Origin of the sequence: Pseudomonas sp. JV245A, from assembly GCF_032424515.1 — a bacterium.
Lineage (GTDB): Bacteria > Pseudomonadota > Gammaproteobacteria > Pseudomonadales > Pseudomonadaceae > Aquipseudomonas > Aquipseudomonas protegens.
The window spans coordinates 1-12,737 of the sequence record NZ_VYKE01000146.1; the positions used below are offsets into that span (position 1 = coordinate 1).

Sequence of the window (12,737 nt, forward strand, 5' to 3'; positions counted from 1 at the left end):
CGCAGCCTGCGGCAGCGGCTACAGATGATACGTAGCGATAAACACAGGAGTTTTCCCATGCAGCGTTTTGCCTGCCGGGCCGCGCTCGGCCTGATTTTGTCCCTGGGCGGTATGTCCCTGGCCGCGGCCGCGAGCTTGCCGCCGGCCACCGAGGGGGATTGGGTGGCCCCGCAATTCACCTTCCACAACGGTGAGCAGCTGGCCAACCTGAAGCTGCACTACATCACCCTGGGGGATCCCAAGCACCCGGCGATCCTCTATCTGCATGGCACCTATCGGCCGGCCAGCGACCTGTTGAGCAAGGATTTTGGTGGTGAACTGTTCGGCCCCGGGCAACCCCTGGATGCCAGCAAGTACTACATCATCGCCACCGACGGCATCGGCGTCGGCCAGTCGAGCAAGCCTTCGGACGGCCTGCGGGCGCGGTTCCCCCAGTACAACTATGAGGACATGGTCCAGGCCCAGTACCGGCTGCTGACCGAAGGGCTGGGGGTCAAGCACCTGCGGCTGATCATCGGCAATTCCATGGGCGGCATGCAGGCCTGGATCTGGGGCCAGAAGTGGCCGCAGATGATGGACGCCCTGGTGCCCATGGCCTCCCAGCCGGGGGAAATGTCTTCGCGCAACTGGATGATGCGCCGCCTGCTGGTGGAGTCGATCAAGCAGGACCCGGCCTGGGAGCAGGGCAACTACCGGCAACAGCCGCCGTCGCTGCGCCTGGCCAACGCGCTGTTCGCCACCGGCACCAGCGGCGGCACCCTGGCCTATCAGGCCCTGGCGCCGACCCGGGCCCAGGCTGATCAGCTGGTGCAGGAGCGCCTCAAGGCCAGCCAGGGCGCCGATGCCAATGACTTCATCTACCAGTGGCAGTCCTCGGCGGACTACAACGCCATGCCGGGGCTGGGCAGGATCCAGGCGCCGGTGCTGGTGATCAACGCCGCGGACGACGAGCGCAACCCGCCGGAAACCGGCACCCTGCAAGCGGCGCTCAAACAGGTGAAAAATGCCCGCCTGCTGCTGATTCCCGCCAGCGCCGAAACCCGTGGCCACGGCACCACCGGCATGGCCCGGTTCTACGCCCGCGAGCTGGGGCAGTTCATGGCCGACACCGAGAAAAACCGCTAGCGGCCACTGCGCGCTCTTGGTGGCGAGGGAGCAAGCCCCGGCTGGGCGGCGCGCCGCTCCAAACTCGGACGGCGCGGTGTTTCAGGGAGTGATGGGGGCAGGGATTGCGCCTGTTGCGCAGACGAGCGGAAGCAAGCTCCCTCGCCACAGGGGGCTATAGCTGGCTCAGACTTGCGCCGGCAGCAGCAGTTCCACACCGTGCTTGCGGATCCCGTCCGCCGCCGCAGGGGCCAGTGCGGCGTCGCTGATGATGATGTCGAACTGTTCCAGCCCGGCGATCTTGTACATGCTGAAGGTGCCGTACTTGGAGCTGCTGGCCACCAGCACCACCTGGGTCGCCGACTGCATCGCCACCTGCTTGACCTCGACCTTCAGCGCCGATGGCGTGGTGATGCCCCGGCGCAGGTCCCAGGAACTGGTGGAGATAAAGGCCACGTCGGTCACCACCTGGCGCAGGGTGGCCACCGCCAGCCCGCCGACACAGGAATGGTTGGAGTGGTCCAATTGCCCGCCGGTATGGATCACCGTCACCCGGGGCGCGTCCATCAGGGCCTGGGCCACGCCGAAATCGTTGGTCACCACGGTCATCCCCGACAGCGCTTTGATGTAGGGCACGATTTCCAGGGTGCTGGTGCCGGCGTCCAGGTAGACGGTCATGTCCGCGTGCAGCAGGCTCGCCGCCAGCTTGGCCATGGCCTGCTTCTGCGGCAGCTCCACCACAGCCTTGGACTGATGGCTGGGCTCGCTGTGCAACTGGCTGGCGATGCGCACCCCGCCGGTGACCGAGTGGGCGCGGCCTTCCTGCTCCAGCAGGGCGATATCCCGGCGCACGGTCATGTGCGAGCAGTCGAACATCTCCATCAACTGATGCACGCTGAGCACCTGATGCTTGCGCAGCTGGCGCAGGATCTGCTCGCGGCGCTGCTCGGGAATCATCGGTGCGCCGCTGTCACTGGCAAGGTCCTTGGGGGTGGGCATTGGGGCTCCGGATTGGCGGGTCGGCAAAGACAGAAATGGGCTCGTCATAGTAGCGAAACTCGCCGCGGCGGACGAGATTTACTGCCGTTCATGAGTTAGCACATTCTATCTTGAGGCCGTCGTCAGCTGTCGCTTGAGCAGGCGGGGCAGGAGCGGCCGGGCCTTGCGTTCGATGGACCTGGCCACCATGAATTCGAAGCGGGCCAGGGCCCCGCACTGCGGGCAGTTGACTGTCAGCTGATGGAGCATGGGTACCCATGGGAGAAGGCTTGTCATGGGTGGCTCGATCCATTGGCGCTGCGGTCGATATGCCAGCGCTGTTTGAGCCGTTGCAGGCTGCCATCGCGTTTCATCGCCTCCAGGGCCCGCTGCCAGCGGGCTACCTGGGCGGCGTCGACCTTGGGGGAAAAGGCGATATAGGCGTCCTGGCGCATCAGCGGCATCTGGTAGCTCAACTGATCGAAGGGCATGCCTTCTTCGGCGGCAAAGGTGCTGACGCTCATGGTGTCGGCCACCAGGTATTGCACCCGTCCCATCTGCAGCAGGCGAATCATGATCTCCGGGCTGTCCACGCCCCACAGGTTGTCCAGCCCCTGTTGCTTGAGGTAGCGGTAGACCAGCCACTTGCGCGGTACGGCAATCTGTCCCCGGGTCTGGTGCAGGTCGGTGACTGCGCTGTGGTCGCTGGTACGGGCGTAAAGCGCGGTTTCGGTCTGCATCAGCGGCCCCACCCACTGATAGCGCGACTCGCGCTCGGCCGTGCGCAAAATGGTAAACACCGCGGTGTCTTCGGCCTCGCTGGCATCGCGCAAGGCGCGCAACATCGGCCGTTGCTGAACCTGCACCGGATCGCCGGTGCGTTGCGCCAGGGCTTGCACCACCTCCACAGCGAAGCCCGTTATGTGCTGGCCCTGCTGAAAGTGCAGCGGCGGGTGGTTGTCGGTCAGCATGCGCAGCTCCGCCGCGCTGGCGGTGAGGCTCAACAGCGACAGCATGGCACCCAGAACCCAGTTCATCGCGCACCTTGAGCAGACATGAGAGCAGAGCTTAGTACGCCCCCCCGAAGGGCGTCGCCAGGAACTATCGAGCGTCATTGGTCGGCACACCCATAGAGCAAGGTTTGCGTCTGTTCACACCAACGACGGCGCAGCAGCCGACTGTCGGTCATCAAGGCCAGGGTCGAGTACAGCCGGTCTTCGGTCAGCCCGGGTCGCCAGGCGCTGTCCGTAGCGGACAGCAGGGAAACCAGGCCTTGTTCCTCGAGGCTGATGCGCAGCCTGGGCTTGGCCTCGGTCATGCGGATGGCGGCGATGCCGAAATGCTGGCTCAGCAGGTTGTTCTCGATCAGGTTGAGGACCAGCTCCGACAGGCTGATCTGCTGCTTGCGCTGCAGTGATCGAGCCCAGTACCGCAACGACAGCCGAGCCTGGCCGCCCTGGTCCAGATAGACGCTGTGCTGGGGGCAGGCGCTGAGGTCCTGGGTGATGGCCGCCACCAGAAACAGCAACTGCAAGGCCTCGCTGGCGGCTCGCTCGTCGTGGTTGGCGATGTACCCAAGCAGATGGTCGATGCGCTCGAACAGATCCAGCTCGGCAACCTGCAGCCCCGCCTCCAGCACGTTGGCGGTCTGCGGGGACAAGGCGCGGTAATACTCCACAGCCGCTTGCACCGAAGTGTCGGCCTGCAGTGGGCCGGAGTCGAGGCCGAGCAGTCGGTCGCGCAGTTCCTCACTGCTGTGCAGACCCAGGGCGATCTGCTGTTCCACCCAGCCGAACAGGCTTTCAAAGGCCAGGCGCTGGGCCTGGCGCAACTGCAGGACCCGCCACAGCGCCTGGGTCGGGGCCAGCCCGGCAACCTGCTCGGCGGGAAACTTGGACAGGGGCAGCAGCGCCATGGCCCGGCGCAGCGCTGGCAGGCTGGTTTCGCTGCCCAGCACCTGCAACGTGGCGCGGATCAGGTCGATGGAGCACTCTCGGTGGCCGGCCCTGGGGTTCTTCGCCGTCCCTGGGGGCGGGTAGAACTCCTCGCGAAACACCTGCGCTTCCTGGGCGCTCGGCCTGTTGCGATCCCACTTCAGGTGCACCGCGTTGGCCTGTTCGACGCTGCCCTGCAGGTCTTCAAGGGAGGTCAGCCACGGATACAGCGCCAACCTGCGCAAACCCTTATCCAGGGCCCTGGCCAGTGCTTCGCCGGCCTCGGTGACGCCGTAGGTGCCGTCGGGTTTCGGCCAGGCCAGGCCCAGGCCGGTGTCGGGCTTGAACGACGGTCCGTACTGCACCGCATCGAACCAGCTGGGGCCGCGATGCCAACTTTTGAAGTCCAGGGTGAAAGGCCCGTTGCCGGGCGGGCGGTACTGGCCATTGCCGGCCATGTAGGTACCGTCCTCGACCAGCTGATGGCTCCAGCCGAACAGCACCTCGATCTTTTCCCTGAACCGTTCGAAGCGTTGACCCACGGGCAGCTCGCCGCAGTAGGGTTCGCAGTGCTGATTGAAGACCCACACCGCCCAGCACATCACCGAGTAGGGGCGAATCCACTGGGTACGGTTGTTGATCCCGGGCATGAACTGGTCCATCAGTTCCAGGTTGGCTTGTCGCAGTCCGAGGTAATCCACGCCGCCGCTCTCACGCACGGACGGGGAGACGAAAAAGGCGCGTTGAGGCAATGGGTTCATGGTTCGAGTGACACCATCAGGGCCTGGCAATACTGGCATTGGTTGATGCGGCGTTGCTTCAGGCGGGCAAGGGCTTCGCGCTCCACCGGGGCGTAGCACCAGCGGGTGTTGGGGCAACTGCTGATGGTGCGATGGTTGACGCGGTAGTAACCCGGCCGGGAGCTGTGGGGGGAGTGGATGTGTTGCAGCGCGATGATCTCTTGCGGGGTGAAACGGTCCGCCGGCAGGCGTTGCTGACGGGCCTGTTGACGATCTTCGATGTAGCTGCAGAGCAGCGCCCGCAAGGTGCTGGTTTGCTGCACCGCGTCCAGGGCCGCCAGGGCTGCGCAGACCCCATGGTCCACCAGTTGTTGCGCCGCTTCCTGGGTGAACCAGCGTTGCGCCAGGCGCCGGGCCTGGACGAAGTCCACGGCCCCCTGGCAGTAGCGCTCCAGGTACTCATGCAAGGTGGTGGTGTCCAGCGCCCCCAGGGTTGCCGGGGAAGCCTGCTTGCCCGGTAGCGCCAGGGTGGCGGCCAGGCCGTAGACCGCTTCGTCTACCAGCGGGCGATCTTCGGCGGCCAGTTGGGCGTGGTCCACGCAGTTGAGCCAGCGCTGGGCAAAATCCCGGGCATTGGCCGGTAGGTGCAGGCGACGCAAATAGAAGTCCAGGGCGACATGGCACCAGACATACAACAGCTGGGCTTTCTTGCGGCTGCTCAGGCCCTTCAGGTTGACCAGGCTCTGCAGGGTCTGGTTGAACTCGTTGATCAGGTTGGGAGAGGGCAGCGATTCGAGGTCGAGGTCCGACGCTGGATCGAAGTCGCTGTCTTCTCGGCCATCGTCCAGTTCGATGATAGGTGCTGCATAACCGCGCCCCTCGGGTTCTTGCTCGGGGGTGGCATGGTGCAGCAAGCCAGCGATGGCCTGGAGTAGCGCCCAACTGCCGTTGCGGCCGGCAGCAGCGTTGGCCACGGTCGGCAGCCAGTGGCGATGGCGCTGGGTCGGCTGCGGGGCGGGCGGCTGTGTGCCGGCTGGCGGGTTGACGGGCGTCGTGGTGGATTCAGTGCTCAGCGGCGCATCGGGCTCTTCGGGCAGCTTTTGCGCATGCACCACCAGGCAGTTGAGCAGGATCTGCAGATCGCCCTGGGCTTCGTTGCCCCCCAGCAGTCGGCCCAGGGCTGCGCAAAGGCTGCGAATCGGCAGGGGCATGCTCAGGTAGGCGTCGATGCTGACCCAGCCTCGGGCGCTCTGTGTTTCGCGCTCCAAGCGCAGTTGCAGCCCCTCGTCCAGCCTGGAGTCCAGGGCCTGCTGCAGCGGCCAGACGAAGTCGCCTTGCGCGGTCAGTTGCAGCGGCGCCAGTTCGAGGACTTCTTCGGCGCATTCCAGGGTCGCCAGCCATTCCCCTGCAAGCGGTGGCTGACCGATCAGCCGGCCTTCCAGCTGCTGCTCTTCGTTGAGGCGTGCATAGACGCACAGGGTCGCCTCCTGGTCCTGGCGCTCGAAGGCATCGGCTTCATAGCGCGGCGCTTCGACGGGCTCCCAGCACTCCTCCGTGGCGCTATCGAGCTTGCGCAGCACGGCCACTTCCACGTTGTCGGTGCTGTCCATGGAGGTCCGGGTGGCGTTCACGCTGCCGGTCAGGGTCCAGCTCTCGGTGCCGCGCAATTCCAGCCACTTGGCGTGCAGCCGACGCTGGTTGTGGTCGACCCTGGGCGTTACCCAGTCGATCTTGACTGGCCAGTCCCTGGTCTGCTCCAGGGGAAAGGAGCAGACGCCGTTGCCTGGAACCCCCACGGTGAGCCGAGGGATGCCCAAGGTCTTGAGCAGATGGCCCAGGGATTGTCCGTCGCGGCTGTGGAAGGGTGAGAGCAGCAGCAGGCTGTGCCAGCGCCGGCCTGCGGCGCGCTCGATCAATTGTTCGGTGATGGCAGTGTCCAGGGAGTGCAGCAATTCCACCGGCTGCGGTGGAGCCTGATCATGAAATTGCTGGCTGAGGGCCCGGGCCCGTTGAATGAAGGGCAAGAGGGCGCTGTCGTCGGCGATCTGCAGGTGCGGCTGGGCGCAGAGACTTTCCAGGAAGTCGGCGAAGTCGGCGAAGGCTCCCGGCTGCTCCCCGGCGCTGAGGACTTCCAGCACCTCGACATTGCGGCCGTGGCCACCAAAGGTCAGGTTGCCGCTGCCGACCATCAGCAGGTCTTGGTCCTCGCCGCGCAGGTAGGTGATCTTCGGGTGGAAAATGCCGTCCTTGGCCCGCACCGGGATCAAGGCGTAGTCCTTGCCCACGTGCCGCGCCCGCAACTCCATCATCGAGCCGCGGTAACCCTGGATATCCACCAGCAGGGTGACTTTTTCACAGCCGGCTTCGCGCAGTCGGGGCAGCACATAGCTTTCGAAGTAGGTCAGGCTCAGGGCATAGGTGGTGAACAGCGCCTCTTTCCACGGGCCGTTTTCGATGAAGTGCAGCGGCGACGGTCCGTTGGGGCCAGGGGTGTTCGGGGGGGACGCCATCGTGCTCTCCAGTCCATGGGTCGAGGCTCAAGTCGGTGGCTGATTATCGGGCAACGCAGCGCTGTTGCAAGTGTCAGTGATGTCACAGTGCTGGTATGGGTGGCCTTGAGGCGGAGAAGGAGGGACCAGAGCGCATTTTTTTCAAGAACTCTTCGTGAATGAGAAGTCGACGCAGCTATTCTTGCAAAGCCCTTTTTGAATGGAATCGACCCATGTCCGCCTCCCTTGTACGTCCACTGCGGGCCAGTGGCTTGCTGTTCGCTGTCCTGGCCTGTGCCGCCGCTGCCCAGGCCAGCAGTTTCGACTGTGGCAAAGCCGCCAGCCGCAGTGAAAAGGCCATCTGTGCCGATCCTTACACCGCCGGGCTGGACAGCCAGCTGGGCCAGGCCTGGTCGGCGACCCTGGCCAAGGCCAAGGACCCCAAGGCGCTGCGCCTGGATCAGCGCCAGTGGCTCAAGGAGCGCGATCAGTGCGAGGGCGATCTGGCCTGTCTGCGGGGCCGTTATCGCAGCCGCCTGATCGAGCTGCGCTATATCAATGTGCCGTTCAACTGGCAGGCCACCTGGCAGCGGGTTTCCGTCAGCCCGTTCTACGCCGGTGAACTGGTAACCCGGCGCACTGGCCAGGAGCACCTGACTTTCGATCTCTCTGCTGCGGGTGGCGCCAACTCCGGGGCCCTGCAAGGCAAGGCGCTGATCAAGGGCGACGAGGCGAGTTATGCGCTTGACGATTGCAACCTGCGCTTCAGCCGCCGCAACGGGCTGCTGGAGGTGACGCAGGAGGGTGACGCATCTGCCTGCGGTGCCGGCAATGGGGTGTATTACAGCGGGCGTTATGTCCCCTCCGGGCAAGCGCTCGATAGCCATTACGATCTGTTGGCCACGGCGCTGGTGCGCACCGAGGAGGAAGATCAGCGCGCCCGCAAGCTGCTGCAAAAGGACTACCAGACCCTGCTCGACAGCGGCTCGGTGTTCTCCCAGGAAACCTCGGCCGAACTCAAGGGTGCCGAGGCCACCGATATGTGGCTGCAGGGGCTGGCTACCACCAATGCGGCGATTTTCGTGCGTGGTACCAAGGGTGAGTTATGGGTCGCGCTGCTGGCCGTGGCGGGGTCCAGCGATGAAGTGCGGGTGCGCTACTACACCACCGAGCCTGAGTGGAAGCACAGCCTGCCGGACGTGGTACAGCACTGGTACGAGGCGCGCAGCAAGGGCCAGCAACTGGCGTTGGACATGATGCCCTGAAGTGGCTGCTGACCGAGCCCCATCAAAAATTGCTGGAGGCGGCAGAAATTTCGCCGGGTGGATGCTGAAGCCGGCCGGTGCAACTGCTAGAGTCTCGGCCCGGGCCGCCTGGATATCGCCCCGAGGGTGCCGGCACAGGGGCGCCAAGCCTTGGCCTGCCGGGCAAATTCCATCAGTTGGTGACGCGAAGCCATTGTGAGCGTCTACGACTAGTGCAAGTGACACTGCCGCCGCCGTCATCGGCGCCTGGCACTTTGAAATTGGGAGAGTATGTATGGTCATCAAACCCCGCGTTCGCGGCTTTATCTGTGTGACGACCCACCCGGTGGGTTGCGAAGCCAACGTCAAGCAACAGATCGATTACGTCACCCAGCAGGGCGCCATCGACGCAGGGCCGAAGAACGTACTGGTACTCGGCGCTTCCACCGGCTACGGCCTGGCAGCGCGGATCACCGCAGCGTTCGGCTGTGGCGCCAACACCCTCGGGGTGTTCTTCGAGCGCGGCAGCGTTGACGGCAAGCTGGGCACCGCCGGCTGGTACAACACCGCAGCGTTCCACAAGTTCGCCGAAGAAAAGGGCCTGTACGCCAAGAGCATCAACGGCGATGCTTTCTCCGATGCGGTCAAGGCCGAGACCATCGAGACCATCAAGCGTGACCTGGGCAAGATCGACCTGGTGGTCTACAGCCTGGCCGCGCCGCGCCGCACCCACCCCAAGACCGGTGAAGTGCTGAGCTCGACCCTCAAGCCCCTGGGCAAGTCCGTGACCCTGCGCGGTGTCGACACCGACAAGGAAATCGTCAAGGAAACCACCCTGCAGCCGGCGACCCAGGAAGAGATCGACGGCACCGTGGCCGTGATGGGCGGCGAAGACTGGCAGATGTGGATCGACGCGCTGCACGAAGCCGGTGTCCTGGCTGAAGGCGCCAAGACCACCGCCTTCACCTACCTGGGCGAGAAGCTGACCCACGACATCTACTGGAACGGTTCCATTGGCGAAGCCAAGAAGGACCTGGACCAGAAAGTCATCGGCATGCGCCAGCAGCTGGCCGGCCTGGGCGGCGACGCTCGGGTGTCGGTGCTCAAGGCCGTGGTGACCCAGGCCAGCTCGGCAATCCCGATCATGCCGCTGTACCTGTCGCTGCTGTTCAAGGTGATGAAGGAACAGGGCAGCCACGAAGGTTGCATCGAACAGGTCTACGGCCTGTACAAGGACAGCCTGTACAACAGCGAGCCGGTGATCGACCAGGAAGGTCGCCTGCGTGCCGACTACAAGGAACTGCAACCGGCGGTCCAGGACCGGGTCAAGCAGCTGTGGGACCAGGTGACCAGCGAGAACCTCTACGAGATGACCGATTTCGTCGGTTACAAGCAAGAGTTCCTGCGCCTGTTCGGTTTCGAGATCGAAGGTGTCGACTACGAAGCCGACGTCGATCCGGACGTGAAGATCAGCAACCTGATCCAGCTGTAATCCGCTCGTAGCATCAGCCAGCGCCCCTCCCTCGTGAGGGGCGCTGTCGTTTGCATCCCCCTATTTCCCGTAGGAGCCAGCTTGCTGGCGAAGAGGCCCGCAGGTCTTGTGCTGGTCTTGGAGACGCCTTCGCTGGCAAGCCAGCTCCTACGAGGGCGGGGCGGGGCAATTGCGCAAGATCGTTCAAGCCAGGGGCGCCGGCAGATGGCACAGTCAGCGTCCGTTACTTGTGTGCAGGGTTCTATGTCCAGCGTTCTCCTACCCCGTGCTGCGTTCATCCGTGGCGCCATCGCCATCATGCCGCTGTCCCTGGCCACCGCGCCCTGGGGACTGCTGGCCGGTTCCATGGCCATCGAGGCCAATCTCACGCCGCTGCAGGGCCAGGGCCTGTCGAGCATCGTTTTCGCCGGGGCCGCGCAATTGGTGGCCATCGGCATGCTCAAGGGCGGGGCGGGGATCTTCTCGATCCTGCTCACCACCTTGCTGCTCACGTCCCAGCATTTGCTCTACGGCATGAGCATGCGCTCGGTGATTTCGCCCTTGCCCGGTCGCTGGCGGGTGGGCCTGGGCTTTCTGCTCACCGACGAGCTGTTCGCCTTGACCAGCGCCCACGACAAGCAGCAGTTCGACCGCTGGTACGCCCTGGGCGTGGGCCTGACCTTCTACGTGGCCTGGAACCTCTTCACCCTGCTGGGCATCGTGCTGGGCAAGAGCATTCCCGGCCTTGAGCACCTGGGCCTGGACTTCTCCATCGCCGCCACCTTCATCGCCCTGATCACGCCACTGGTGCGCAATGTGCCCACCGTGGTCTGCGTTGCCGTATCGCTGTTCTGCTCGGTGCTGTTCAGCTACTGGCACTGGGGATCGGCGCTGGTGCTGTCGGGGCTGGCGGGCATGACCGCAGGTTTTGTCTGCAACAAACTCTATCGGGGGCAAGCATGATGGTCTGGGCAGTCATCTTCGGCATGGGCCTGTTGGTCTTTCTCAATCGCTACGTGTTTCTCGAACCGCGCCTGCCGTTGCGCCTGAGCAGCAATGCCCGGCAGTTCCTCGGCTTTGCGGTGCCGGGCATGCTCACGGCGATCTGCGGCCCCATCGTGTTCATGCCCGACCACGAGCTGAACCTGCACTGGAGCAACCCCTACCTGCTCAGCTCCCTGGTGGCCATTGCGCTGGTGATCTACACCCGCAACACCCTGCTCAGCATGCTGTTGAGCATGGGGTTCTTTTTCCTCCTGCGCTGGTGGTTCTGAGGGCCGTTTGCGGTAGCCTGTGCAGCTTTCGGCACCGGCCGACCTTCAACCGCAACGGATGCATCGGATGAGCGACTTTCCCCACGATATCGACCTGGACGCGTTCTGGGACCGGGCCACCAGCAGCAAGATCAACCAGCCCCCCGCCAGCCCTGGCGTCATAGCCCAGTTGCAGGCGCAACTGGGCTATCGCCTGCCGCTGTCCTACGTGGCCTTCATGAACCGCTACAACGGCGGGCGCCCGCACCTCAGCTGTTTCCCCACCGAGCAGGGCACCTCCTGGGCCGAGGACCACTGCGCGATCGACAGCTTTCTGAGCATCGGCTGCGATGGCGACTATTCCCTGGGCGGTGGCCTGGGCAGCCGTTTCATGATCGAGGAGTGGGGCTACCCGGACCTGGGGGTGTACATCTGCGATTGCCCCTCCGCCGGCCATGACATGGTTGCCCTGGACTACAGCGAGTGCGGGCCCGAGGGCGAGCCGCGGGTGGTGCATGTGGACCAGGAGGCCGACTACGCGGTGACAGTGCTGGCAGCGGATTTCGAGGCCTTTGTCCGCGGGCTGGTATCGCCCGAGGTCTACGACACCTCGGAACAGGATTACCTGGATGATCTGGACAAGGTCGCCCACGCGCCGTTCTCGCCCCTGCTGGAGGAACTGCTCGGCCATTTCAGCGCAGTCCCCGACCTGGGGCCGCTGATCCGCCAGATCGCCTTGCGCATCGTCCATGAGAAGCGCTTCTTCGCCCTGCACGCCGATCCCCTGTCGCAACTGCTCTATGACCTGCAGTTCTGGCTGTACCAGAATCGCTACCCGGTCCCTAACAAAGAGGCGTACCTGCTGGTCTATCAGGACATGATCGCCTTCGCCAGGGGCTTCGGCACCGGCGGCTACGCCCCGGATTTCATCCGCGACTGGTTCCGTAACCGCCTGGCAGGCGGCCAGCTGCGGCAGGCGGCGGGCGGGTTCGCCCTGGCCCCGGCCTACCAGGCGCAATTGCTGGAACAACTGGCCGGGTTTCGCCCCGCACCCCTTCAAGCCCAGGAGCAGCCATGAGCGAGGAAACCATCCGCATCACCGCCGAACAGACCCTCTCCGACAACTGGTACGTGCTGAAGAAGTACAGCTTCGAGCTGCGCCGCCGCGACGGCAGCTGGCAGGCCCAGGACCGCGAGGTCTACGACCGTGGCAATGGCGCAACCATCCTGCTGTACAACCTGCAACGGCGCACGGTGCTGCTGACCCGGCAGTTCCGCATGCCGGCCTTCGTCAACGGCCACAGCGGCTACCTGATCGAGACCGCTGCCGGGCTCCTGGACAACGCCAGCCCCGAGGTGCGCATCCGCCAGGAAGCCCAGGAGGAAACCGGCTACCGGGTCGGCGAGGTGCAGAAGGTCTTCGATGCCTTCATGAGCCCGGGTTCGGTGACCGAGCGGGTGCATTTCTTCATTGGCCATTACCAGGCCGAAGACCGGATCGACGCAGGCGGCGGGCTGGAGCAC

11 protein-coding genes are annotated in these 12,737 nt (G+C 64.7%); 7 read left to right on the top strand and 4 right to left on the bottom strand.

Features of this window, described 5'->3' with window-relative positions; translation table 11 throughout:
* Positions 1 to 57 precede the first annotated feature (57 nt).
* Positions 58 to 1,125 (top strand): alpha/beta fold hydrolase, encoded by a 1,068-nt coding sequence (locus tag F6S12_RS25920; RefSeq protein ID WP_011061623.1) that lies wholly within the window; start codon positions 58 to 60, stop codon positions 1,123 to 1,125.
* A 165-nt stretch (positions 1,126 to 1,290) separates the two neighbouring features.
* On the opposite strand, the gene F6S12_RS25925 is transcribed toward F6S12_RS25920, so the two are convergent.
* The 4 genes from F6S12_RS25925 to F6S12_RS25940 form a co-directional block, all read right to left on the bottom strand.
* Complete coding sequence (locus F6S12_RS25925) at positions 1,291 to 2,103, bottom strand: DeoR/GlpR family DNA-binding transcription regulator (protein WP_315869463.1); 813 nt, start codon at positions 2,101 to 2,103, stop codon at positions 1,291 to 1,293.
* A 272-nt stretch (positions 2,104 to 2,375) separates the two neighbouring features.
* On the bottom strand, positions 2,376 to 3,119 hold the full coding sequence (locus tag F6S12_RS25930; protein ID WP_183000363.1) for a substrate-binding periplasmic protein: 744 nt from the start codon (positions 3,117 to 3,119) through the stop codon (positions 2,376 to 2,378).
* Positions 3,120 to 3,193: 74 nt separating this feature from the next.
* The gene (locus F6S12_RS25935; protein WP_183000362.1) at positions 3,194 to 4,777 is read right to left on the bottom strand and encodes a hypothetical protein; all 1,584 of its coding nucleotides are present in this window, start codon (positions 4,775 to 4,777) and stop codon (positions 3,194 to 3,196) included.
* Positions 4,774 to 7,266, bottom strand: a complete 2,493-nt coding sequence (locus F6S12_RS25940) for a phospholipase D family protein (RefSeq protein WP_183000361.1) — start codon at positions 7,264 to 7,266, stop codon at positions 4,774 to 4,776. The genes F6S12_RS25935 and F6S12_RS25940 overlap by 4 nt, the downstream gene beginning before the upstream one ends.
* A 212-nt stretch (positions 7,267 to 7,478) precedes the next feature.
* Between F6S12_RS25940 and F6S12_RS25945 the strand changes: the two genes are divergently transcribed.
* From F6S12_RS25945 to F6S12_RS25970, 6 genes are all read left to right on the top strand, one after another.
* Positions 7,479 to 8,510, top strand: a complete 1,032-nt coding sequence (locus tag F6S12_RS25945) for a lysozyme inhibitor LprI family protein (RefSeq protein WP_315869464.1) — start codon at positions 7,479 to 7,481, stop codon at positions 8,508 to 8,510.
* Positions 8,511 to 8,784: 274 nt separating this feature from the next.
* Positions 8,785 to 9,981 (top strand): enoyl-ACP reductase FabV, encoded by a 1,197-nt coding sequence (fabV, locus tag F6S12_RS25950; RefSeq protein ID WP_011061617.1) that lies wholly within the window; start codon positions 8,785 to 8,787, stop codon positions 9,979 to 9,981.
* 243 nt (positions 9,982 to 10,224) lie between these two features.
* Positions 10,225 to 10,923, top strand: a complete 699-nt coding sequence (locus F6S12_RS25955) for an AzlC family ABC transporter permease (RefSeq protein WP_011061616.1) — start codon at positions 10,225 to 10,227, stop codon at positions 10,921 to 10,923.
* Positions 10,923 to 11,234 (top strand): AzlD domain-containing protein, encoded by a 312-nt coding sequence (locus tag F6S12_RS25960; RefSeq protein ID WP_011061615.1) that lies wholly within the window; start codon positions 10,923 to 10,925, stop codon positions 11,232 to 11,234. Before F6S12_RS25955 ends, F6S12_RS25960 begins: the two co-directional genes overlap by 1 nt.
* 67 nt (positions 11,235 to 11,301) lie before the next feature.
* Entirely contained in the window at positions 11,302 to 12,291 is a 990-nt protein-coding gene (locus tag F6S12_RS25965) for an SMI1/KNR4 family protein (RefSeq protein ID WP_315869465.1), read from the top strand.
* Positions 12,288 to 12,737: NUDIX domain-containing protein (locus F6S12_RS25970; RefSeq protein ID WP_315869466.1), on the top strand; the 450-nt coding region annotated here is incomplete at its 3' end. The genes F6S12_RS25965 and F6S12_RS25970, both read left to right, overlap by 4 nt.